21 protein-coding genes are annotated in these 22,523 nt (G+C 61.5%); 15 read left to right on the top strand and 6 right to left on the bottom strand.

Annotated features, from left to right (window positions below):
* Positions 1–51: 51 nt before the first annotated feature.
* Genes BG841_RS14575 through BG841_RS14565 form a run of 3 tightly spaced genes read left to right on the top strand, consistent with a single transcriptional unit; the run spans position 52 to position 4,868 of the window.
* A complete protein-coding gene (locus BG841_RS14575; protein ID WP_070058311.1) occupies positions 52–1,674 on the top strand; it encodes an FAD-binding oxidoreductase in 1,623 nt (540 codons plus the stop codon).
* Between the two features lie 36 nt (positions 1,675–1,710).
* A complete protein-coding gene (locus BG841_RS14570) occupies positions 1,711–3,309 on the top strand; it encodes a glycerol-3-phosphate dehydrogenase/oxidase (protein ID WP_070058310.1) in 1,599 nt (532 codons plus the stop codon).
* Positions 3,306–4,868, top strand: a complete 1,563-nt coding sequence (locus BG841_RS14565; protein WP_070058309.1) for an FGGY-family carbohydrate kinase — start codon at positions 3,306–3,308, stop codon at positions 4,866–4,868. The genes BG841_RS14570 and BG841_RS14565 overlap by 4 nt, the downstream gene beginning before the upstream one ends.
* Positions 4,869–4,882: 14 nt before the next feature.
* On the opposite strand, the gene BG841_RS14560 is transcribed toward BG841_RS14565, so the two are convergent.
* Both BG841_RS14560 and BG841_RS14555 read right to left on the bottom strand, forming a co-directional pair.
* On the bottom strand, positions 4,883–5,464 hold the full coding sequence (locus BG841_RS14560) for a zeta toxin family protein (RefSeq protein WP_070058308.1): 582 nt from the start codon (positions 5,462–5,464) through the stop codon (positions 4,883–4,885).
* Positions 5,442–5,855, bottom strand: a complete 414-nt coding sequence (locus BG841_RS14555; protein ID WP_070058307.1) for a TA system antitoxin ParD family protein — start codon at positions 5,853–5,855, stop codon at positions 5,442–5,444. The genes BG841_RS14560 and BG841_RS14555 overlap by 23 nt, the downstream gene beginning before the upstream one ends.
* A gap of 374 nt (positions 5,856–6,229) precedes the next feature.
* Between BG841_RS14555 and BG841_RS14550 the strand changes: the two genes are divergently transcribed.
* Complete coding sequence (locus BG841_RS14550) at positions 6,230–8,242, top strand: TonB-dependent receptor family protein (protein ID WP_228141673.1); 2,013 nt, start codon at positions 6,230–6,232, stop codon at positions 8,240–8,242.
* 70 nt (positions 8,243–8,312) lie between these two features.
* Here BG841_RS14550 and BG841_RS14545 read toward each other — a convergent pair whose 3' ends face one another.
* On the bottom strand, positions 8,313–9,872 hold the full coding sequence (locus tag BG841_RS14545) for a DUF4139 domain-containing protein (protein WP_070058305.1): 1,560 nt from the start codon (positions 9,870–9,872) through the stop codon (positions 8,313–8,315).
* Positions 9,873–10,011: 139 nt separating this feature from the next.
* On the opposite strand from BG841_RS14545, the gene BG841_RS14540 reads away from it, so the two are divergent.
* The 6 genes from BG841_RS14540 to BG841_RS14520 all read left to right on the top strand — a co-directional run bounded on the left by BG841_RS14540 (position 10,012) and on the right by BG841_RS14520 (position 14,575).
* Positions 10,012–10,635 carry a flavin reductase family protein gene (locus BG841_RS14540; protein WP_070058304.1) on the top strand — a complete coding sequence of 208 codons (624 nt, stop codon included), beginning with the start codon at positions 10,012–10,014 and terminating at the stop codon, positions 10,633–10,635.
* 320 nt (positions 10,636–10,955) lie between these two features.
* Complete coding sequence (locus BG841_RS14535) at positions 10,956–11,156, top strand: hypothetical protein (RefSeq protein WP_070058303.1); 201 nt, start codon at positions 10,956–10,958, stop codon at positions 11,154–11,156.
* A 54-nt stretch (positions 11,157–11,210) separates the two neighbouring features.
* Positions 11,211–11,459, top strand: coding sequence for a hypothetical protein (locus tag BG841_RS16955; RefSeq protein WP_141737108.1), 249 nt, complete (start codon positions 11,211–11,213; stop codon positions 11,457–11,459).
* Between the two features lie 211 nt (positions 11,460–11,670).
* On the top strand, positions 11,671–12,678 hold the full coding sequence (dctP, locus tag BG841_RS14530) for a TRAP transporter substrate-binding protein DctP (protein ID WP_228141672.1): 1,008 nt from the start codon (positions 11,671–11,673) through the stop codon (positions 12,676–12,678).
* 68 nt (positions 12,679–12,746) lie between these two features.
* Positions 12,747–13,247 carry a TRAP transporter small permease subunit gene (locus BG841_RS14525; RefSeq protein ID WP_070058301.1) on the top strand — a complete coding sequence of 167 codons (501 nt, stop codon included), beginning with the start codon at positions 12,747–12,749 and terminating at the stop codon, positions 13,245–13,247.
* Entirely contained in the window at positions 13,244–14,575 is a 1,332-nt protein-coding gene (locus BG841_RS14520; RefSeq protein ID WP_070058300.1) for a TRAP transporter large permease, read from the top strand. Before BG841_RS14525 ends, BG841_RS14520 begins: the two co-directional genes overlap by 4 nt.
* A gap of 54 nt (positions 14,576–14,629) precedes the next feature.
* Here BG841_RS14520 and BG841_RS14515 read toward each other — a convergent pair whose 3' ends face one another.
* The 3 genes from BG841_RS14515 to BG841_RS14505 all read right to left on the bottom strand — a co-directional run bounded on the left by BG841_RS14515 (position 14,630) and on the right by BG841_RS14505 (position 16,861).
* On the bottom strand, positions 14,630–15,358 hold the full coding sequence (locus BG841_RS14515; protein ID WP_070058299.1) for a DnaJ domain-containing protein: 729 nt from the start codon (positions 15,356–15,358) through the stop codon (positions 14,630–14,632).
* A gap of 47 nt (positions 15,359–15,405) precedes the next feature.
* Positions 15,406–16,101 carry a hypothetical protein gene (locus BG841_RS14510; protein WP_070058298.1) on the bottom strand — a complete coding sequence of 232 codons (696 nt, stop codon included), beginning with the start codon at positions 16,099–16,101 and terminating at the stop codon, positions 15,406–15,408.
* A gap of 91 nt (positions 16,102–16,192) precedes the next feature.
* Positions 16,193–16,861: a DUF2959 domain-containing protein gene (locus BG841_RS14505; RefSeq protein ID WP_070058297.1), complete on the bottom strand. Its 669-nt coding sequence runs from the start codon at positions 16,859–16,861 to the stop codon at positions 16,193–16,195.
* A gap of 156 nt (positions 16,862–17,017) precedes the next feature.
* Between BG841_RS14505 and BG841_RS14500 the strand changes: the two genes are divergently transcribed.
* From BG841_RS14500 to BG841_RS14480, 5 genes are all read left to right on the top strand, one after another.
* The gene (locus BG841_RS14500) at positions 17,018–17,719 is read left to right on the top strand and encodes an ABC transporter ATP-binding protein (RefSeq protein ID WP_070058860.1); all 702 of its coding nucleotides are present in this window, start codon (positions 17,018–17,020) and stop codon (positions 17,717–17,719) included.
* Positions 17,710–20,205, top strand: a complete 2,496-nt coding sequence (locus BG841_RS14495) for an ABC transporter permease (RefSeq protein WP_070058296.1) — start codon at positions 17,710–17,712, stop codon at positions 20,203–20,205. The genes BG841_RS14500 and BG841_RS14495 overlap by 10 nt, the downstream gene beginning before the upstream one ends.
* Positions 20,202–21,401 carry a lipocalin-like domain-containing protein gene (locus BG841_RS14490; protein WP_070058295.1) on the top strand — a complete coding sequence of 400 codons (1,200 nt, stop codon included), beginning with the start codon at positions 20,202–20,204 and terminating at the stop codon, positions 21,399–21,401. Before BG841_RS14495 ends, BG841_RS14490 begins: the two co-directional genes overlap by 4 nt.
* Positions 21,402–21,670: 269 nt before the next feature.
* Positions 21,671–22,030, top strand: a complete 360-nt coding sequence (locus BG841_RS14485) for a hypothetical protein (protein ID WP_070058294.1) — start codon at positions 21,671–21,673, stop codon at positions 22,028–22,030.
* A gap of 234 nt (positions 22,031–22,264) precedes the next feature.
* Positions 22,265–22,450: a hypothetical protein gene (locus BG841_RS14480; protein WP_070058293.1), complete on the top strand. Its 186-nt coding sequence runs from the start codon at positions 22,265–22,267 to the stop codon at positions 22,448–22,450.
* The last annotated feature ends 73 nt before the right edge of the window (positions 22,451–22,523 follow it).

The raw sequence follows: 22,523 nt of genomic DNA, 5'->3' as shown, positions 1-22,523 counted from the left end.
ACGTTGCTGTAAACGGTGCTGGTCACACCACAACCTGCAGGAGGCAGTGCGATGAGACGCTGGAACGGCTGGGGGGATGAGCAGGTCAACGTCGAGTTACCCAGGCCGGGTGGCCAGTTTCTGGCAGCCCGGATCGGCCCCGGCCGACCCTTGACCGACGCCAGTCTGGCATCGGTGTGCCAACAGGTGCCCACAAGCCGGCTGCCGCAACATCCGCTGATCCGCACGGACGCCGAAACCCGGGTGCGTCATGCGCGGGGTCAGAGCCTGCCCGACTGGCTGGCCATGCGCAGTGGGAAGTTCGGCAGCTTCCCGGATGGCGTCGCCTTTCCGGAGACTGCGGAAGACGTGCAAACCTTGCTGCAGCTGGCCCATCAACATGGCTTCTCAGTGATCCCCTACGGCGGCGGCACCAGCGTGGCCGGTCACATCAATCCACCAGCTGGTGACACTCCGGTGCTTACCGTTGCCATGGGCGCCATGAACCGCCTGCTGGATCTGGATACGGAAAGCCAGATCGCCACTTTCGGAGCCGGCACACCAGGCCCCCTGGTGGAATCCCAATTACGCGCCCAGGGTTATACGCTCGGCCATTTCCCCCAGTCCTTTGAATTGTCCACCCTTGGCGGCTGGGTGGCCAGCCGCTCCAGCGGACAGCAATCCTTGCGCTATGGCCGCATCGAGCAACTGTTTGCCGGCGGCCGGGTCGAAACCCTGCGGGGCACGCTGCACATCCCCAGTCTGCCCGCTTCCAGTGCCGGCCCGGATATTCGGGAGATGGTGCTCGGTTCTGAAGGCCGTATTGGCCTGATCAGCGAGGTCAAGGTCCGGGTCACGGCCTTGCCCGAGCGTGAGCAGTTCTACGCGGTCTTCTTTCCGGACTGGAACCGGGCCCGGGCCGCAACCCGCACCCTGGTGCAAAACAAAGTCGCGCTGTCCATGCTGCGCCTGAGCAACCCCGAAGAAACGCAAACCCAGCTGGCCCTGGCGGGCCGGCCCCGTCTCACCGGTGCCCTCGAACGGGTGCTGGCGTTTCGCGGGGCGAAGGACCGGAAATGCCTGATGACCTTCGGTACCACGGGGTCACGCAGCCAGTGCGCCCAGGCGCTGAATGAAACCCGGCGGATCTGCCGTCGCTTCAACGGTGTTTACACCGGTACCCATCTCGGCAACAAATGGGCCGAAAAACGGTTCACCATGCCCTACCTGCGCGAGGCGCTCTGGCGGCGGGGCTACGTGGTCGACACTCTGGAAACCGCCACCGACTGGGACAACCTGGACCACCTGGTGAACACCATAGAGACCAACCTGCGCGCCGGGCTTGCCGATGACGCCGAGCAGGTGCACGTGTTCTCCCATTTGTCCCACCTCTACAGTCAGGGCAGCTCGATCTACACCACTTACGTATTCCGGGCAGCCGACAGCTACCAGCAGACCCTGGAACGCTGGCACGCACTGAAGCATTCCACCTCGGCGCTGATCGTCGCCAATCGGGGCACCATCAGTCACCAACACGGGGTTGGCAAGGATCACGCGCCCTATCTGGCGGTGGAAAAAGGCGAGCTGGGCATGCTCGCCATCCGCAATCTGTGCCACACCTTCGACCCGGAAGGTTTGCTGAATCCGGACACCCTGCTCAGCACACCGCCAGACCCGAACGGCGGCACCCATTGACCCTGACTGCAACCGTCACATAACAGGAGGACCGGCGTGGTTTTCAGATCCCGTGAAGAACGTCTGACCCACATCCAGGAGGATGCCAGCGGGTTTGATATCGTGATCATCGGTGGCGGCATAACCGGTGCGGGGATCGCCCGCGAAGCCGCCGGCAGCGGTTTACGTACCCTGTTGGTGGAACAGCACGATTTTGCCTGGGGCAGTTCCAGCCGCTCCTCGAAAATGGTGCATGGCGGTCTGCGCTACCTGGGCAGCGGCCGCCTGCGCTTGACCCGGGACGCCGTTCGGGAACGGGAACGGCTGCTTCACGAAGCGCCGGGCCTGATCGACCCGATGCGTTTCTTAATGCCCCATTACCGCCGCCAGTTTCCCGGCCGCCGTACGATGGGCCTGCTGCTGAGACTGTATGACCGCCTTGCCGGCCAGTCATCCCGGCGCTTTTTTACGCCGGCGGAAACCCGTCAATGGGCCCCGGGGCTGATTACTGACGGCCTGACCGGTGCCAGCAGCTTTGTGGATGCGGTCACCGACGACGCCCGGCTGGTACAACGTTTACTGGAAGAAGCCGCCCGTGACGGCGCGGTGTGCATCAACTACCTGCAAGCCGTTGGCATTAAGAAAACCGGCGAGCGGGTGCGCGGCGTTACCCTTCAAGACGCTGCCGGTGCCACCCGTACGTCGTTTGAGGTCAGCACCCCGGTGGTGATCAACGCAACCGGTGTATGGGCCGGCGACCTGTGCGATGACCGCACCCAGCGTCCCTCCATCCGGCCCCTGCGTGGCAGTCATCTGGTCATCCCCTTCTCGGTGTTGCCGATTTCCTGCTGTGTTTCCCTGCTGCACCCGGACGACCGCCGCCCGGTCTTTGCTTTTCCATGGCTGGGCGCAACCATTCTGGGTACCACCGATCTCGACCATACCGCCGACCTGAACCTCGAACCCCGCATCAGCAACGACGAAATCGATTATCTGCTGCGGATTGCCAGCACCCTGTTCCCCGGTCTGGAGGTATCACGGAGGGATATTCTGTCCACCTGGGCGGGGGTACGTCCGGTGGTCAGTTCCGGCAAAGGGCTGGCCCCCTCCAAAGAAAACCGCGAACACGTTATCTGGGGCGATCAGGGCCTGATCAGCGTGACCGGTGGCAAGCTCACCACCTTCCGGCAGATTGCCCGGCAGGTACTGACCCGCAGCCTGCCCTATCTGGACGCCAAATCCTTGCGGGAGGAATCCGCCCGGCTGTTCAGAAAGCCCCCGGTGCTGACCAACACCAGCAAAATCGGTCGCCACAGCTGGAAACACCTGCGTGGCTCTTACGGCAAACTGTTCCCCCAGGTTTTGGCCTGTGTGCCCACCACCAGCCTCGGCATGACCGTGGGCACCACCGCGACCTTGTGGGCTGAACTCATCTGGGCGGCCACCCACGGCAGTGTGGTCCATCTGGATGATTTGCTGCTCAGGCGCACCCGGGTGGGGCTGCTGCTGCCCTACGGTGCCCAGGCCTTGCTGCCGGAAATCCGGCGCCATTGCCAGCCGGTACTGGGCTGGAGTGATGAACGCTGGCACCAAGAGAGCGAGCGGTACCTGCACATCTGGCGTGCGGCCTATTCAGTCCCGGAAAACTCATCGTGAGCAAACAATCAGGGCTGATTCTGGCCATCGACCACGGCACTCAGAGCATTCGTGCGCTGCTGTTTGACGCGCAAGGTGCACTGATTGGCAAAGGCAAGCAGGAGATTGAACCCTATTTTTCCCCCGAGCCGGGCTGGGCCGAGCAACACCCCGAATACTTCTGGGACAACCTGGGGCGGGCGTGCGCCACCCTGTGGCGATCCACCCGCGCCCACCCCTCGCAGGTTGTCGGCGTCACCGTCACCACCCAGCGCGGCACCGTGATCAATCTGGACAAACACGGCAAGCCGCTGCGTCCTGCCATCCTCTGGCTGGATCAGCGCCGTGCGGATGTCGACACCCCGATAAAAGGGTGGTGGGGGGTGGCGTTCAAAACACTGCGTCTGGAAGCAACCATCCAGCACTTTCGTGAACAGACCCAGGCAATCTGGATCCAGCAGAACCAGCCGGACATCTGGGCCAATACCGCTCATTATCTGCTGCTGTCGGGCTACCTGAATTACCGGCTGACCGGAGAATTCAAGGATTCCACCGGCAGCCAGGTCGGCTACTTGCCGTTCGATTACCGGCGGCATTGCTGGGCCAGGCGCGGTGATTTTCGATGGCAGGCGCTGCCGGTACTGCCGTCGATGCTACCCGAACTGGTGGCACCGGGGGCCCGTCTGGGTCAGCTGACCGCTGAGGCCGCCGCCCACATTGGCTGCCCCCAGGGCCTGCCGGTTATTGCCGCCGCGTCCGATAAAGCCTGTGAGATTCTGGGGGCGGGCAGTGTGTCTGCCGACACGGCCTGCCTGAGTTACGGCACCACCGCCACCATCAACACCACCAGCAGACGCTACGTGGAGCCCATCCGATTCATGCCGCCCTACCCGGCGGCCCTGCCCAATCATTATTCCACCGAAGTGATGGTCTACCGGGGCTTCTGGATGGTCAGCTGGTTCAAGCGGGAGTTCGGACTGCCCGAGCAGCGTCTGGCCGAAGCACGCAATATTGAACCGGAAGTGCTGTTCGATGAGCTTGTACGTGCGGTACCCCCGGGCTCCATGGGGCTTATGCTGCAACCCTACTGGACCCCCGGCGCCCGGCAACCGGGGCCGGAAGCCAAAGGCGCCATGATCGGCTTTGGTGATGTCCATACCCGGGCGCATATTTACCGGGCGATTCTGGAGGGCCTCGCCTATGCCATGCGTGAAGGCAAGGAGCGCATTGAAAAACGCAGCGGTGTGCCCATCCGGCGCCTGCGGGTGGCCGGCGGCGGCTCCCAGAGTAACGTGGCCATGCAGTTAACTGCGGACATTTTTGGCATGCCCGCCGCACGGCCCCATACCTACGAAACCTCCGGGCTGGGCGCGGCCATCACCGCCGCAGTGGGCCTGGGACTGCACGCCGATTTTGACACCGCTGTGGCCGCGATGACCCGCACCGGGGATGTGTTCGAGCCGCACCCGGATGCGCACCGGCTTTACGATCAATTGTACCGGCAGGTGTATCTGAGCATGTACCGGCAACTGCAGCCGCTGTATCACCGCATCCGGGCCATCACCGGTTACCCGGCCTAACCCCGCCGGGGCGCTCAGGCCATGATCTCCTTTGCCCAGTCTGGCAATGGCAAGCGGTGGGTAACCCAGTCACTCTGCTGCCAGGAGGCGATGCGCACATAGGGCGTGTCCAGACTGGAGTTATCAATGAGAAACAGCTCGTCCACCAGACCCACAAGCTGCCTGACGTTGTACAGGGTGCGTGGAATCCGCGCCCGGATCTTGTCTTCAGGCACCCGATGCCCCCCGGCGGCAACCCGCGAGTGCACCCGTGCGGCATTCAGATCGGGGGTTTGCAAATGAAAATAAAACACCCGCACGCGGTAGCCGGCAGCTTTTGCGGTGGCGACAAAATCGATTTTGGATGGGTGGGAAAACACCGTTTCGAAGCAAAAACTGTGGCGTTCTTCAAGCAGCCGAATCCGTTCCTTTTCGGCAATCAAGGCCGCTTCGTAACTGTGCTTTTCGGGCTCTGCCGGCCACAGGGTGCGGGCAAACAGATCCGCATTGACGAAAGGAATCTGTTTAGCGTGCAGAAAACGTTCATAGAAGGTCGACTTGCCCGACCCGTTGCCGCCTGCCAGAAGCCACAGATCAGGCGGCGTCATCGCGGTCATTCAAAGGCTCGAATTGACCGTTTTTAAAGCTGCCGATAACTTTTTGGCCGCCGGGGTGCAGTGCCTCCAGATATCCGGGGTGTTCTGTCGAGGCCTGATACAGCGTACGGCCCCGGGCGAGCGTCCGGGACAGCTCACCGGATTCACGGACAGCGTCTACCTCCGCCCAGATATCCTCACTGGTCACCGGTGCCGGGGTGACCGCTTCCACCTTGACCTGGCGGATGCCTTGCGCGATCGCGATCAGATCTTCGGCGCTCACCTTGGCGGCAATGGCCCGGCCAATCTCCGCCCAGAACTCGATCTGTTTGGGGGTCGAGCGCCGGTTAATCCGTGCTTCCGCTGCAGCCTGCTGCACTAACGCATCGTCGAGACGAACAGGAGTCGTCATACTGACCTCCAGCTTTCTGGCTTAACCACAAGTTTACAACGGCCCAAAAACGAGCTTTTGTTTCACACTACCACACCTGTTGCAGAACGCAACAACGGAACTCTATGACCGCAAAATGCCCCCGGTTAGCCTTCCCATTGCGGCGTGACGCTGCGCATAGACCAGGACGGCCCCCCAGGTTTGCAGACTTTACCCGGGTTAGTGCTCTGGCTGCCCGGCAACTCAGGAGTCGTTCCAATTCAGCAGAGCAAACTAGACACCATGCAGGGGTTCACTTAAGGTTACTTAAAGCTCTAAAACTTATAAAAACAAACCCTTCAGTCCATTCGGGATACCTGTTTATCACCATGAATCTTCCACCACTTCGATTGTTAGTGAACAGCAGCCTGATCCTGGCGTCGGCGATCACCAGCGTTCACGCTCAGCCGGCCGCCGATATAGTCGTTACAGCACCGTTGCTGGAACGCGAGTTATATGACACCCCGGTTGCCATGTCTGTCGTCAGCGGGCAAGACATACAGCGGGGCCAACAGCAGCTGAAACTGGATGAAACCCTGAACCAGCTGCCCGGTGTGTTTGTGCAGAACCGGGAAAACTTCGCCCAGGGTGAACGCATTTCCATACGCAGTTTTGGTGCCCGGGCACCGTTCGGGGTGCGTGGCATTACCGTGGTCGTTGACGGCATTCCTTATACCTTGCCGGATGGCCAGGCCCAGTTGGACGCCATAGATCTTGATACTGCAGAACGGATTGAAGTGATTCGGGGCGCCTCCTCCGTTCTGTATGGCAACGCCGCGGGCGGGGTGATTCGGGTTACTACCGCCGACGGTACCCAGCCCCCGGACCAAACCCGGGTGCGGGCCACGGGCGGCAGCGATGGCTTCGGCAAACTGTCGCTCAGCAACAGCCGCAGCGACGGCCCTTGGGCCCACAGCATCAGCCTCTCGGCGCTCAACTTTGACGGCCACCGAGACCAAAGCGAAGTTGAGAAATACCTGCTGAATACCAAGATTCGCCGGGATCTGGGTAATCAGCGCTCGCTGACCACTATCATCAACTTGTTGGACAACCCCCGGTCAGAAGACCCTGGAGCACTGACCGAAGCACAGGTCAACACTGACCGCACACAGGCCGGACGCTTCACTGAGGAATTCGACACCGGCCAAACCGTCGACCAGCAGGTGTTAGGCTTGCAGTACCGGGACGGTTCCGCCGGCCACGGTGAACTAAATCTGCGCACGTTTTATCTGTTACGAAACTTTGAACAGCAACTGCCCTTTCCTGGTGCCAGCCGCATCGATTACGACCGGGACTATTTCGGGATCAGCGGCGATTATCGTCAGTCGGTGCAGCTGGGCAATCTGCCCCTCACCTATATAGCGGGTCTGGAGGCCCGGCGACAGGAGGACGACCGTATCCGCAGACGCATGAGCTTTGCGGGGGAATTGCAAGGGTTGACGGCTGACGAGATGCAAACTGCGACCAGCCTCAGTGCGTTCCTGCAGACCGACCTGCTGCTCACTGACCGGCTGGGTTTGTCGGCGGGCGGGCGTTTTGACCGTATCCGCATGAAAATTGATGACCGCTTCGACGCTGACGATGACCAGTCAGGCAAGCGTTCCTTCAGCGAGTGGAGCGGTTCCGCCGGGTTGAGCTACCGGTATGCGCTGCTGCAACAGGCTTACGCCAACATCAGTACAGCCTTCGAAACCCCCACCTTTTCCGAGTTCGCCAACCCGGATAGCTCCGGCGGGTTCAATCCGGACATAGAGCCGCAAACCGCAACCAACTATGAGCTGGGTCTGCGCGGCGCGCTCACGAAGGGAGTCGATTACGATCTGGCTCTGTTCTGGGTGGATGTCCGCGACGAGCTGATTCCCTTCGAACAAGACGGCCGGACCTTTTACCGTAACGCCGGCAGTACCAACCGGAAAGGCATCGAAGCCTCGGTCATCTGGCTGTTGGCACCGGCCTGGACAATTGACACGGCATTAACACTGGCGCGCTATACCTTCGATAACTACACCGTCGACGGCAACCGCCTGGATGACAATCGCCTGCCCGGGTTGCCCGAACAGACGTGGAGCACACAACTGACCTGGGAAGGGCTGGGTGGGCCCTTCGCCACTCTGGAAACCCGCTACGTAGGCGATATGTTCGCGGACGATGCCAACGAGGTTAAGGTGGACCACTACTGGCTGATCAACCTGAGGGGCGGGACTACGCTCTACTCCGACCGGCAGACGCAACTGAAGGCCTTCGCCGGCATTCGCAACCTGACGGATAAGAACCACTTCGCCAACGTCCGCATCAACGCCAGCAACGACCGTTACTTTGAACCGGCGGCCGGACGCACCTTCCACGCCGGATTGGAGTTTGCATTCTGAGCTGACCTCCACGGGCCATAACGCTGCCGTTACTGAACTGCCAACCTGGCGGTTCAGTAACGGCGCCTCACTACAGCTCCGGCAGTGCGGTTCCTTCCGGCACCCGCACCTCAAAGCCCGATTTCACACTGACCGTCCCGCCCGCAGGCACGGTACGCTCCCAGGCCAATACACCTTTTTTATCGTCCACATCCCGCACAACCGGCTCACTGATTTGAAGAGGCTTTACCGTCAGAATGTCCTCCTGTGACACCGGCAACCGGTCAAACACCCGCACCTGGATGGGGGTTGGGTGGTGGTTGGTGAGCTCGAAGCGGTTTTGTCGTCGCTGCACATTCTCGCTTTTCCATAGGCCTTCCTCGCCGCTCAGTTCCAGCTCATTGATCACCGCCACCCGCAACGCCTCATCCACGCCGAACCCGAGCGTCAACTCTTCGCCATCGGCGAGTTCCGGTAGCCGGTATTCCCCCACACTCTGGGCGTCCCGATACAAAGTGACTCGTCCGGCGGGTATGGGAGCGTCTGCGGTGAACTTACCGGTAGCGTAGACGTAACCGGTAGGGTCCAGCACCGGCGCCGTCCAGGTGGCCACCGTTACCGGTATCCGGTGGTGGGCGACGGTCAGTCGCTGGCCAGCGGTGCCACTGGGGATGGCCACCGGCTGGGGCAACCGGTAGCTTTGGGTAAAGGTGCTCTGGCGTTCCACGACCGCGCTGCTGCCCATCAGGGCTTCGGCCTGCATATCCGCCAGGGGTGCTGCGGATTTCATCCGGTAAGGCTGGGGTTGCTGCGGGCTGACCACCCAGGAATGGAGTGGCGGCATCGCGGTACCCCGGCGGGCATTGGCGGTAGCCAGGTGCAGCTGCACCCCGTCCCAGTCGGTGCCGGTGGTCTGCCGCACCACCGCCATGTGTTCCAGAACCAGTTCACCGTCCGGCTGGGTGTCTGCTTCGACCTGCAAGCGAGCGTTGTATTCGCTCCGCCAGCCGGCTTCGGGGGTCTGGAACCGGAGCGAGACTTGCAACTCGCCCGGATTCTGGGCCTGATAGCGCACCAACACCTTCTTGGTTGCCTTGGCACCCTGCTTGATCCGGGACAGCTCCCGCTGCAGGCGGTCTCGGGTAGCGAGGTCGTCCGCCATGGTTGCGCGAATGCTGCGAATTTCCGTCAACGCGTTTTGGGTGCTCTCCTTTACCGCTGCGGCCAGGTCCTTCAGTTCGGAGGCTGACAGCTCCTGAGGCGTCTCCGCCGCTTTGGTCATCAGTGTAACCTGCTGATTCCAGGCCCGGATTGCGTCTTCCTGCGCCTCAATGCGCCGGGAAACCCTCGTCAGTTCGTGACGAATGCGGCGGGTGTCGGCGGCCACAAACTCCGCCTGCTCCACTTGATTGACTTGCACCTGCAGGATCCGGGCGCCAGCAACGCCGGCAACCGCCACCTGCAGACTTTGCTCCTGCAGACTGACGGGCAGTCCCGTAATTTCCACAACGCCTGTTCCCGCGGCGACCGTTTTGCGCTCTTCCCAGGTGAGGTCCGCATGGGACGGGAAAAGGGTTGCCAGGGTCACTTCGGCCCCGGCAGCCATGGGCATGGCGGCAATAGCCAGAGCCATCAGGCGGTGTTTATTCATCGGGAAGTCCTTTTGTTGGAAGCGTTTTTTGGTTATGCCATAGCAGTGCATACCATAGTGTATTAGTCTGCCTGACGAAAATGCAGTCGGGCCCTGTCCATCCTGGGGGCCAGAACAACAATCGCTGACGGAGGTGCAGATGCACGACGATATCCATTTTTACGAACCCACCAACGGCCACGGGCTGCCCCACGATCCGTTCAACGCGTTGGTGGCCCCGCGTCCCATCGGGTGGATATCCACGCAGAACCGCGACGGGGTGCTCAATCTTGCGCCCTACAGTTTTTTCAACGCGTTCAATTACCGTCCGCCCATCGTCGGCTTTGCCAGCATTGGCTACAAGGATTCGGTCCGCAATGCTGAGGAAACCGGTGAGTTCTGCTGGAATCTGGTGACCCGCTCGCTGAGTGAGGCAATGAACGAAACCTCGGCGACGGTGACACCGGAAGTGGATGAATTTGCCCTCGCCGGTCTGACCCCGGCGGACTCCCGGGTGATTGCCGTGCCCCGGGTCGCTGAAAGCCCGGTTTCGCTGGAGTGCCGCCTGTCCCAGGTGGTGCAACTGGCGGATTCCAATCAGAAAAAAGTCGACACCTGGGTGGTGTTCGGTGAGGTGGTTGGCGTTCACATTGCCCGGGAATTGCTCCGGGACGGTATTTTCGACACCGGGGCAGCCGAGCCGGTGATGCGTGCCGGTGGACCGGGCGATTATTTCAGCGTCGGGCCGGACCAGAAATTCCAGATGCGCCGCCCCAAACCCTGACCAACCGACAGCGGCAGCCTGCAGGGCCGCCGCGCATTGCGCCCGCTTCGGGCAGAAGGACTTCCTGCGAACACCTGAATCGCCATGAACTCAACCGCCGCCAGAAAAGACGCCAATCCGACGACTACGCCAATGACCGCAATCGGGACGGTTAACCAAATCACCAGCGGCTGCCATCGCCTTTTTATAGGCGATAGCCGCTGATGTTTTAATGTTTCCGGCGTAACAAACCTAAGGGCCCTTTGTCTAAGCAGTAACGGCAAGCAGACACCTTGAACTTGTCTTGCTTGCAACTTTCAAACTGCAAAGGGGTAGTAGTCATGAAGACCATCACTGCGATTCTGGCCTCTGTTTTACTGGCGCTCTCTGCCAGCAGTGCAGTTGCCATGGACGGTCTGGCGGACCGTATTAACGAAGCTTCGAGCTATCCGACCAAAACCATTGACGATAAAGCAAAAACTGCTGATATGGTGACCAAAAACCATGGTGCCGTGGCAGGCATACACCACCCTGAACGGTAACCAGGCACAGAAACCAACCGGCATCGGAGCCCGCCTCCGCGGCCGGTTTCGCGTTTGCACCCAGGCAAGCCACTGATTGAGCCCGTCTGTCACACCGGTCACCGCAAGTTGCTTCCGCCCGGATTTCAGAACACCGTTCCTGATGCCATTGCTGATGGCATGCTGCAGCGCAACGGCGTCAGTCCGGACGTCAATGCGCTGGCGGCGATCGTCATCGGCGTGGCCTTGCGCAGTATCATTGTTGTTGCGCTGTCTCGGTTGGTCACAGCTGTTGCATTAGGTGGAGCATTAATACTAATATAAATAAGCAGTTGACGGGCTCGGCAAGACCTACTTGACGTGAACGTCAACTGCGGACTTCCGCTTTTTCCGAGAATCAAAAAAACAATTCCATAAGCTACATTCCAGGGAAGATAAAATGAAAAAAACCACCCAATTTTCCATTACCGGGCTAGCAGCTGCGGTCGCACTTACCGCTTTCTCAACGACAGCGTTGGCCCAAGAAAAATGGACCATGACCACTACCTGGCCGGACAACCTGGCGCTGATCGAAATCGATCGCCACTGGGTTGACCTGGTCAACAAGCTTGCCGGGGATGAGCTGACCATCAACTTCCGTGCCGGCGGAACCTTGATGCCCGGTACCGAAGTCTTTGATGCCACCGAAACCGGCAGTATAGAAGCCGCCGGCGACTGGCCCGGTTACTGGGCAGGCCGCAACCCGGCGTTTTCACCGCTGGCGACCACCACCAGCCTGTTCAACGGCGTGGACTACCTGAACTGGATCCAGCAGTGGGGCGGGTTCGACCTCTACCAGGAAGTCTACGGCGACTACAACATGGTGTACCTGCCGTACGGCATCACCAACAACGAATCCGGATTCATGGGCCGCACTGCCATCAAGAGCCTGGCGGATCTCGACGGCAAGCGCGTGCGTCTTTCCGGTCGTGACCAGGGGCGTGTACTGGAGCAACTCGGTGGTTCCCAGGTCACCCTCGCCGGTGGTGAGGTTTACCAGGGCATTGAGCGTGGTGTGATCGACGCGGGTGAGTTCTCCACACCGGGTGTTGACTACGAGGCCGGCTTTGCCGAAGTGGCTCAGCACTGGGCCACGCCCGGCTGGCACCAGTCGGCCAGTGTCTTTGGCGTCATGATCAACAAAGACGCGTGGGACAAACTGTCTGAGGAGACTCAGGAAAAACTGAAGATCGCCGCTGACGCCACCATGGCCTGGTCACTGGCCTGGTCCGAGCGCGGTTCCACCGAAGGCACCGTCAAGTTCCGCGAGGCGGGTGTACAGATCAACCAGTTCTCGGCTGAAGATCTGGCCCACATCCAGAAGGTCACCAATGAAGTGATCGTTCGCGGCGCCTGTGAGAACAAGATGCACGCCAAGGTGTATCACTCAATGGTCAGCTACCTGGAGCATTACGCCAACTGGCGTGATGTGTCAGCGCCATTCAACATGAGCCGCACCATCGAAAACCTGCCTTCGCTGAAAGAAATCGAAGCCTGCCTCTAAGGCCCTAACCGCCGCCTCGGTACCCGATACCGGGGCGGTTCTTTTGGTATTGATTGCGGAGTTCCCTCATGAATGCAATTGCCAAGGCAATTGATACGCTCAATGAACTGTTCGGGCGGATCATTGCACCACTAATTGCAATTATCACCTTAGTGGTGCTTTACGATATTGCATTGCGCACCTTCACCGGTCGTCCCAGCGACTGGGCGTTCGACATCACCAAGATGCTGTTCGGGGCCCATTTCATGCTGATGGCGGCATACGGGTTGCGCCACCATGTTCACGTCGAAGTTGACGTGGTCAAACGGTTACTCTCACGCAAGAAGCAATCGATACTCGACATCATCGGTTATCTGATCTTCTTTGCGCCCTTTATGTGGATGCTGATCAACCTCGGCTGGAGTTTTTTCATGCGTTCATTCAGCCGCGGTGAAACCACCTACGGCATGGTGTCGATTCCGGTCTGGCCGATCAAGGGCGTCATCTTTATTGCGGCGGTTCTGATTCTGCTGCAAGGAATTGCGATCGTCATTCGCGCTATTCAGGAACTGCTGGAGGAGCAGGCATGAATATAAGTCCGGAAATGCTCACCCTGGTCATGTTTGCCGGGTTGATGGTGGGCCTGTTCATGGGCCACCCCCTGGCGTTTGTACTGGGTGGCGTCGCAGTGATTGGTGCCCTCTTGGGCCCCGGCCTGAACGTGATGGGTACCCTGATCAACAACATCTATGGCAACGCCATGGACAACTACGTGCTGGTGGCAATCCCCCTGTTTGTGCTGATGGCGCGTTTCTTGAACGACTCGGGGGTCACCGAGAAAATGTTCGACGCACTGCGCCTGTTGCTGGCCAACCTGCGGGGTGGACTGGCGTTGACGGTGGTCATCGTATCGGTACTGCTGGCGGCCACCACCGGCATCGTGGGTGCCTCAATCGCGGTGATGGGCATGATCGCGCTGGTGCCCATGCTCAAATACGGCTACAACAAGGAGCTGAGTGCCGGGGTCATCATGGCCAGCGGTTGCCTGGGTATTCTGATCCCGCCCAGCATCATGCTCATTCTGATGGCCAGTTACTCGCCGGTCTCGGTCGGCGCCCTGTTTGCGGGTGCCCTGGTACCCGGGCTGATGCTGGGGGTGATGTACGCCCTTTACGTGCTGATCATCTGTTACATCAAGCCGCAGTATGGTCCGAAGGTGCCGCCGGAAGAACGCGCCCAGACCAGCACCCGTGAACTGCTGGTGATGCTGGTCAAGTACGTTGTTCCGCCCATGGCCCTGATTCTTGGCGTGCTGGGCGCGCTGTTCACCGGTATCGCCACAGCTACGGAAGCCTCGGCCATCGGCGTGTTCATCGCCTTTGTGCTGTTCATGACCTTCGGGGACCGCAAACTCTCGACTTGCTACAACACCCTTATCGATGCCAGCAAGACCACCACCATGGTGATGCTGGTGATGGTTGGCGCCACGGCTTTCACCGGGGTGTTCTCCCGCGGTGGCGGAATGAGCGTGATCAGCGATCTGGTGCTGGCCATCCCCGGCGGTACCATGGGGGCTTTGTTCCTGATGCTGTTTCTGGTGTTCGTGCTGGGGATGTTCCTCGACTGGACCGGCATCGTGCTGCTCAGCTTCCCGATCATGCTGCCCATCATCGACGCCCTCGGGGTGGACATGTTGTGGTTCGTGGTGATGGTCGCAGTGGTCCTGCAGACGTCGTTCCTGACGCCACCGTTTGGCTACGCCCTGTTTTACCTCAAAGGGGTAGCGCCCGACGGTGTGGAAATCCTCGACCTGTACAAGGCGGTGATTCCGTTCGTGGCGCTGATCGTGCTTGCCTGCGTCCTCATGGCGTTCTTCCCCTGGCTGATTACCGGCTTGCCGGCCATGATGCTGGGCTGACCTGCCCGTGCCAACCGCCCGCCGCTGCACAGTGGCGGGCGACTCTCCGCTCGTCTACTCCCCCAATAACCGGTCTTTGGCCTCATTCACACGGGCCGCCAGATAATTGCTGCCGCCGCGGTCCGGGTGCATTTTCTGCATCAACCGTCGATGGGCCTGAATGATTTCCTCCCGGCTGGCGCCCGGCGCGAGCCCCAGAATATCCAGTGCTTCGCTTTCGGTCAGCGGTCCGCCACCGCCTTGGGGGTTATGGTCCTGATGCTCTGCGTCATCGCCGCCCGGATCGTCGGCGCGCCAGGAATCCCCGAAGCGCCGGTCCAGATAGGACTCCAGCAACCGGGCCGAATCTTCATCGTGGGCGCGGCAATAGCGCAGCAGAGTGATGAATTCGTCCTCCCCCAGATCCGCCAATGCCCGGCCCGCCATAGGCCCTTTCAACACCGTGCCGCTCATGGTGCCGGAGTCGTGATCCAGGGTCATGCTGAGGATCTCGCTGGCCACGTGAGACTGGTTGCCCGCAGTGGCTCCGGGGTCGCCGCGACCGGCGCCGGCCACCCCCCCCATCAGAATCGAGGTCAGTATGCGCCGCACCGCCGGCCACAGGAACGCCAGCAACGCCACCAGAAAATGCAGGCGGCCGGTGATCACCATGGTAATCACCATCAGGGTGGCGGCCACCACCACTAGTTTGAGGACCGCGTAAGCGCGCTGATTGGCCGGCTGCTGGCGTAACCAGACCCAGGCAAGCACGGTCATTGCGACTACCAAAAGCGTCAGTGGCACTCGGATACTCCGGGCCCGTGGGCCCACCGGTTCATGGGGACTCTGCGTTATCTGATCTGCCGGGTCAGACGTTTCACTTCCGGGGAGCTGCGGCTGGAAAAATCTTGCAGCGCCTTGGCTCCTCCAGAAGCATAGACCGCCACCGCGGCCATAAGATCCTTGAGCACCCGGGGGCTGTTACGGTCAAAGGGGGCATAGGCGCCCCCCGACAGTTTGCTCACTTGCTGAAACACCGCCCGGGCGTGAGCGTCCCCTCCCTCGTGAAACATGAACACCGGGGTGCGCAACATGCCCAGCTCGCCGGCCAGATGACAGAGGTCGTCCACCGGCTCCTCGCAGCAATCACCGATGAACACCACCGCCTTCACCGGTTTGGCCCGGGTCTCATCCCGGGCATGGGCCAATACCCGGCTGATCTGGGTGTGGCCGCCCAGACAGGTGACGGCGTTCATCAGTTGGAGCAGTTGCCCCGTCTGGCTGACAAAACCGGTCGCTTTGAACTCCCGGAACCCCCGGTAATAGCACAGCTGGATCGACAGGCCGCCCAACGCCCGGGTGGCCAGGAACAGTTCACTCTGCAGATGGCACGCCTGGTCCCACGTGGCCTCCCGGCTGGCGGTGGCATCCAGCGCAAAAATCAACCGGCCCTGCCCGCCGCCGCCCTTGGGCAGGGTGCGCACTTGATGGATAAACTGGTCGATCGCCTGCTTATCCGATTTGGCACGAAGTTCTTTGTCAGCCATACACGGTTGCCCCCTGACTTGCCCGGTACTGATTCAAGCTTAGAAGATCCCTTCACCTTTCACCGCGCGGCCCTCGCGCCTCCGGCCGGTCTCACTCACGAAAGCGCTGGATGAACGCTTCGGATTCCGCGATTGAGGTTTCCATTGCGCGAATCAGGCTGTCCACATTCTCGCGGATCTGCCCCAGCTCCCCTTCCAGCGCGCCGATGGCCTGGGCGTTGAGATTGTGCTTGAGATACAGCACCTGATCTTCAAACGCCTCCAGCACCGGGTCCATACGCTTTTCCACCCGGTGCATGCGGGCGATCAGACTCTGGTAGCGGTCGCGGGTTTCTTCCAGACGTCGTGCGCTGTTCTGACGCAAAGACGCACTCTCGTAGCGGCCCAGCTCATCTTCCCATTCATCGAACAGATCCTCGGACACATCTTCAACCTTCTCAATGCGCTCCCGCACCCGCGCTGCCGCCTGGCTACTCTTGTCATAGGCGGCACTGATCACGTCATACTTTTCCTGCAACGCCGTATCCGGAGTGTCGACCACGCTCTGGAACTGCTCCAGCGACGAGCGAAAGGTTTCACTGGCGTCACTTTGCGCATCGCGCGCCTCGCCCACCCGGTCCACCAGTATGTCGCGTTTCTCCACGCCCAGTTTCTCCATGGCACTGTAGTACATGGAACTGCAGCCGCTGAAAATCAGCAGCTGACAGCACAGACTGGCCAGCCGGGCGGTCACGGAAAGTCGATTGGTTTGTGTCAACATGGTGTGGGTCTGTCCTTTTGGCTGCGTGCATGTGTGATCGACCACAGGTACCCCTACTATCCTACACCGCCCGCGTGGCGCCCCGAAACCCTCAAAAACTGGGGCCGGGCAGGGTTTTATGTCACCATCGAGACTGACAGCAACCGGGAGCGCGATATGCTCGAGTTTCGCCATGTCCACAAAACCTACGCCACCCCCCAGGGCCCCCTGAGGGTGCTCTGCGGTGTCGACCTGCAGTTGCGCGCCGGAGAAAGTCTGGCGCTGATGGGCGAATCGGGCAGCGGCAAATCGACCCTGCTGCACCTGGCTGCAGGGCTGGATCTGCCCGACCGGGGCGAGGTGTCGCTGGGGGGGCAATCGCTGGCCGGCCTGGATGAAGCCGGCCGGGCGCGGCTCAGACGGGGAGCGCTCGGGCTGGTGTTCCAGCAGTTTCACCTCATCGCCAGCCTCAATGTGGCAGACAACCTGCGCCTGCAGGCCCGCCTGGCGGGGCGGGAACAGCCGGACTGGTCGGCCCACCTGATCACGCGTCTGGGGCTCGCCGGGCGCGAACGCCACTACCCGGAACAACTGTCTGGAGGCCAGCAGCAACGTCTGGCCATTGGCCGTGCTTTAGCCCCGCGCCCCGCGCTGCTGCTGGCCGACGAGCCCACCGGCAATCTGGATGAAGCCACCGCCGACACGGTGCTTGAATTGCTACTGGAACTGGTCGCCGAAAGCGGCAGCAGCCTGCTGATGGTGACCCACAGCCCCAAAGTCGCCGCGCCGCTGGATCGCCGCTTGATGCTGCGCCACGGCCAGTTGCTGGCTGAATCCGCTGGCAGCGACCATCAGGACAGCCGCCGGCCATGCGCCTGATGGGAGTGGCGCTGGCCACGCTCTTGTCCCACTATCGCCGTCACCCCGGCCAATTGGCGATGCTGCTGATGGGTCTCTGGGTGGCCGGAGCCTTATGGAGCGGGGTGCAAGCGATCAACGCCTCCGCCCGGGATAACTACGCCCGCGCCGAGGCGTTGCTGGGCGACGACTATGCCCGCCTCGAACGGGAAGACGGCCAGCCCCTGACCCGCGACGATTTCATCCGCTTGCGCCAGGCCGGCATCCTCGTCTCACCGCTGATTGAAGGGGAACTGACTACCGACGATGGCATGCAACTCACGCTCATCGGCATCGACCCGCTCACCCTGTCCGGCGACACAACGCTGACCCGAAGCGGTGCCCCGGGGGCGTTGCAGCACTTTCTGTCGTCCCCCTGGCAGACCCGCCTGGCCCCGGACACCCGTGCCCGGTTGGGCAGCCAGCCGACCGTACACGGCGGCACGGCTCTCCCCCCGATGATTGAAGTGCCGGCGCTGCCCCCGGACACCCTGGTGATGGATATTGCCATCGCCGCCCGGTTGCTCGGTACCGGCGACGCCATCACCGCCCTGCTCGGCAACAGAACGGCCCTGACCGCCGCACCCGACGGATTCGTCCTGACACCCGCGGATGCCCGCGCCTCCCCCCGCGAGCTGACCCAAAGCTTTCACCTCAACCTGACGGCCATGGCGCTGCTGGCGCTGGTCGTCGGCCTATTTATTGTGCAGGCGGCACTGGGGCTGGCGCTGGAGCAACGTCTGAGCCTGTTGCGCACACTGCGGGCACTGGGCGTGTCAGGGCGCACCCTGGTGGCCTTACTGGTGGTGGAACTGGCGATCCTGGGACTGGCAGGGGCGTTGGCGGGGTTGCTGAGCGGCGTATGGCTGGCCCAAACCCTGTTACCCGATGTGGCCGCCACCTTGCAAAACCTTTACGGCGCCACTGTCAGCGGCACCCTCAGCCTGCCCTGGCATTACTGGTTGGGCGGTGTGGCGGTATCCCTCGGTGGGCTGGTCATTGCCGGCAGCGGAGTGCTGTGGCGCGCCAGTCGCCTCAGCTTGCTGGGGCTGGGCCAGGCGCAGGCCTGGCGCCGCGGATATCAACGCCAATTGCGGGTCCAAACCCTGCTGGGTGCGGTCGCCGCCCTGGCGGCGCTGGCCTTGGGGCTTACCCCCGATACCGGTCTGATTGCCGGATTCGGGCTGGTCGCGGCCATTCTGCTGGCCGCCGCCCTGTGGCAGCCACCGCTGCTGGCGTGGCTGTTGGCCATGGCGCTGCGGGTGTTGGAAGGCGCATCCCGGCCGACGCGCCGCCTGGCCCTCACTCAATGGGCGCTCGCGGACCTGCAATTACAACTGCCACGGCTGTCGCTGGCGATGATGGCCCTGCTGATTGCCCTGGCGGCCAACCTCGGGGTCAGCAGCATGGTGGGTGGCTTTCGGCTGACGTTCCTTGACTGGCTCGATCAGCGATTGATTGCGGACATTTACCTCAACCCGCCCGCGGCGCAATTTGACGATATCAACCGCTGGCTGGCCCAGCACCCGGCGGTGCACGAACGCCTGACCACTGCCAACGCCGACTCGGAACTGCTGGAGATCGGTGCGCCCAACGCGCGCCCCCGCCGGCCCGGCCTGCCGCTGCCGGTGTTTGGCATCACCCCGGGTGAAACACTGATGGTGGACTGGCCCTTACTGGCCACCTTGGGCGATCGGGACGCCGCCTGGCAGACGCTGCAACAGGGCGGTGTCTTTATCAACGAGCAGCTGGCCCGCGGACACCACATCACCCCGGGGGACCGCGTGACCCTGACGACTCCCGGGGGCCGTCAATCCTTTTCCGTAGCGGGCATCTACCCGGATTACGGCAACCCGAGGGGCGAGCTGGTCATGACCACCGCTCAGGTGCGCCGTCTGTTCAGGGTGCCGCCCCGCTCCATGGGTATTGTCATCCAGCCGGGCGAGGACCCCGGCCAACTGCGCCAGCAACTGATGACGCGCTTCGCCCTGGCCCCCCACCACCTGCGGGACCAGCGGCAGCTGAAAGCCACCGCCACTGCCATCTTTGAGCGCACCTTTACCATCACCCGGGCGTTGAATGGCCTGACCCTGGCGGTGGCCGCCCTGGCCCTGCTGGCGACCCTGCTGGCCCAGGCGGAGGAACGGCGCCGGCGCCTGGCCACCCTCTGGGCGCTTGGTGTGCCGCGGCACCGGTTACTGACCACCCAACTGGTACAACTGGCGGGAGCAGCACTGGTGACCGGTTTACTGGCCGTTCCCCTGGGCATCGCCATCACCGCGTGCCTGGTGTGGGGCATCAATGTGGCCGCCTTTGGCTGGCGCCTGCCGCTGCATGTGTTTCCCGCTGAAATCAGCCTCACCCTGCTCACCGCGGTGCTGGTTGCGTTGTTGGCGGCGGGCCTGCCGCTGCTTAAACTGTGGCGCACCCCGCCCCGGGCGCTGCTCGCCGAGGAGGAGGCCGGATGAGTCTGCGATCGCACCCCGTGAGCGCAGGATTAACCCTTCTGTGCGCCCTGCTGCTCGCCGCCTGCGACCCGGCTCCGCAAACCGACCGGTACGGCGACGGTGGCCCTGATGCCGGCCGAGCCGGCTTTGCCGGTCTGGGTGCGGCTAACGACGGCTACGCCCACGCCCGCCCCGGCACCCGGCTGAACTTTCCCGGAGACCATGGCCCGCACCCGGGTTTTCGGATCGAATGGTGGTACCTCACCGCTAACCTGGAAGACGCCAGCGGCGAACCGCTGGGCATGCAATGGACCCTGTTCCGCCAAGCCCAGCAGCCCGATACCGACACGGCTCCCGACCCAAGGGCCCAACCCTGGGCCACGGACCAGTTGTGGATGGCCCACATGGCCCTGTCCCGTGGTGCCAGTCACCGTGTCGCGGAACGCTTCGCCCGGGGCACCAGCCGGCCCCGCCCGCAGACGGCCCGCCAGGCGGGCGTCACCGCCCAACCCTTTCGCGCCTGGCTGGACAACTGGCAACTGGAAAGCCTGGCCACTGACCCCACCATCGACGCCCTGAGCCACCTGCGCCTGAACGCCCGGGCCGAGGACGCCAAGGGCCCTTTTGGCTACCGCCTCGACCTCCGCGCCGAAGGCCCGCTGGTGCGCCATGGCCTGGAGGGCTTCAGCCAGAAATCCGCCGATGGCCAGGGCTCCATGTATTACAGCCAGCCCTTTTACCGTGTCCACGGCGAAATACTGCTGGACGGCGCGCAGCACACCGTGACCGGCCGGGCCTGGCTGGACCGGGAATGGAGCAGCCAGTTGCTGAGCCCCACTCAAACCGGCTGGGACTGGTTTTCATTGCATCTGAACAGTGGCGCCCGGGTAATGGCCTTTCGCCTGCGCGGCGGCGGGGACAACAACGGTGATTATTATTCCGGCAGCTGGATCACGCCCGAGGGCAAGGTGACCCCGCTGAAGGCCGACACGCTGAAGCTGGAGCCGCTGGCGCGCGCCGAGGTGGCGGGCCAGACACTGCCCGTACGCTGGCGCATGACCCTGCCCCAACAGGACCTCACGCTGGACATTGCCGCCCGCCACCCCAACCGCTGGATGCGCACCAGCGTGCCCTACTGGGAAGGTGCGGTCACCGTCAAGGACGCCACCACCGGCGCGCCCCGCGGCCAGGGCTATCTGGAAATGACCGGGTATTGAAACCGTCGCTGCCCTCCTCCCCGTCATCCGAGCGAACACCCAACTGTAAGCGTGAGTCAGTACGAATCATTTTTTAACCAGTACTACTGTGGGAGCAAATCAAAGCTGCCACATTATTACGTGGCAGCCTCTCGGGGGTTGGGCTAAGCTTTTGTTTTATAAGGTTTTTTAAGCGAGCGTTTGTGGGGCTCAGAAATTGTAATAGTGCAGCGGTCAGGTTTCTGCAATAACGAAGCGGTCTACCCAAGAGCTGTTAAGTTGCAAAAAATATGAATCAGTTTTACGGGAAAAACTGGAAAATTGATCTGTTGCCAGATTGGACTGGTGAGCATGAGGAAGAGTGCTCTTTAGTTTTCCATTCTGAGGGCATTGGGGCCTTGCAGATCAGCAGCTATTCGAAGGATGGTGCAGTCACTGATGAAGATTTGAAGGGGCTTGCTCAAGAGCATTTGGAGGCTGGGGCGAAATTAATTGATGTAGAGGCCGGAGATTTTAAAGGCTTCACGCTAGCTTTTGGTGTGAAAGGTGAATTTTGGCAACTCTGGTATGTCGCGAACGGCCCGAGAGCTCTTTTCATGACCTACAACTGCGATGAATCCGACCGCGCTGACCTGCCCCCAACTTTCTAATCCACTGTGATCTTAGCAATGTTCATCAAAGACTCTCCGATGCTTGAGCATGAAGTAGGGGGCAGGTCAGTTGCCGAAAACTTTACAAACTTGCGCCAGTTGATCGCAGCTGATGGCAAAACAACAAACCCTGTAGATCAGGTCCGGTGAAGAGTTTATCTACAGGCTCGTTATGGCCCACAGCGGATGAGTCAGTGTAAGATCTAACCCTAGAAAACCAATGGAGAAATTGGCATGGAATGCCCCGATATTAGCAGTCTCAAATTAGACAGAGCGGATGAAGAGGCTCTCGACGAAATCAGGAGAGCCCAGCGTGCCGGGAATCTGCTCGAAGTCGTAATGCCCGCCGGCGTGATGGCGACCATATTCCTTGGTAATAATGCCGCGCAAGCCACCTACAACATCCACTCTACCGATTAAGTTCTTTTTGCCCGCGCCATGAGTATCCTTCCTGACATGATCCGTGCGAGAGTTAGTCAGGTTGCCAAAATCC

This window comes from Marinobacter sp. X15-166B, from assembly GCF_001752365.1.
Taxonomy (GTDB): domain Bacteria; phylum Pseudomonadota; class Gammaproteobacteria; order Pseudomonadales; family Oleiphilaceae; genus Marinobacter.
The sequence above is the reverse complement of the archived record's forward strand: the minus strand, read 5'-3'. Positions and strand labels throughout refer to the sequence as shown.

What these genes read in the sequence shown, in the direction of transcription:
- BG841_RS14575 (WP_070058311.1), top strand. Translation starts at nt 52, where the DNA reads ATGAGACGCTGGAACGGCTGGGGGGATGAGCAGGTCAACGTCGAGTTA.
- BG841_RS14560 (WP_070058308.1), bottom strand. Translation starts at nt 5,464, where the DNA reads ATGACCGCGATGACGCCGCCTGATCTGTGGCTTCTGGCAGGCGGCAAC.
- BG841_RS14555 (WP_070058307.1), bottom strand. Translation starts at nt 5,855, where the DNA reads ATGACGACTCCTGTTCGTCTCGACGATGCGTTAGTGCAGCAGGCTGCA.
- BG841_RS14545 (WP_070058305.1), bottom strand. Translation starts at nt 9,872, where the DNA reads ATGAATAAACACCGCCTGATGGCTCTGGCTATTGCCGCCATGCCCATG.
- BG841_RS14540 (WP_070058304.1), top strand. Translation starts at nt 10,012, where the DNA reads ATGCACGACGATATCCATTTTTACGAACCCACCAACGGCCACGGGCTG.
- BG841_RS14535 (WP_070058303.1), top strand. Translation starts at nt 10,956, where the DNA reads ATGAAGACCATCACTGCGATTCTGGCCTCTGTTTTACTGGCGCTCTCT.
- dctP (WP_228141672.1), top strand. Translation starts at nt 11,671, where the DNA reads ATGACCACTACCTGGCCGGACAACCTGGCGCTGATCGAAATCGATCGC.
- BG841_RS14525 (WP_070058301.1), top strand. Translation starts at nt 12,747, where the DNA reads ATGAATGCAATTGCCAAGGCAATTGATACGCTCAATGAACTGTTCGGG.
- BG841_RS14520 (WP_070058300.1), top strand. Translation starts at nt 13,244, where the DNA reads ATGAATATAAGTCCGGAAATGCTCACCCTGGTCATGTTTGCCGGGTTG.
- BG841_RS14510 (WP_070058298.1), bottom strand. Translation starts at nt 16,101, where the DNA reads ATGGCTGACAAAGAACTTCGTGCCAAATCGGATAAGCAGGCGATCGAC.
- BG841_RS14505 (WP_070058297.1), bottom strand. Translation starts at nt 16,861, where the DNA reads ATGTTGACACAAACCAATCGACTTTCCGTGACCGCCCGGCTGGCCAGT.
- BG841_RS14500 (WP_070058860.1), top strand. Translation starts at nt 17,018, where the DNA reads ATGCTCGAGTTTCGCCATGTCCACAAAACCTACGCCACCCCCCAGGGC.
- BG841_RS14495 (WP_070058296.1), top strand. Translation starts at nt 17,710, where the DNA reads ATGCGCCTGATGGGAGTGGCGCTGGCCACGCTCTTGTCCCACTATCGC.
- BG841_RS14490 (WP_070058295.1), top strand. Translation starts at nt 20,202, where the DNA reads ATGAGTCTGCGATCGCACCCCGTGAGCGCAGGATTAACCCTTCTGTGC.
- BG841_RS14485 (WP_070058294.1), top strand. Translation starts at nt 21,671, where the DNA reads ATGAATCAGTTTTACGGGAAAAACTGGAAAATTGATCTGTTGCCAGAT.
- BG841_RS14480 (WP_070058293.1), top strand. Translation starts at nt 22,265, where the DNA reads ATGGAATGCCCCGATATTAGCAGTCTCAAATTAGACAGAGCGGATGAA.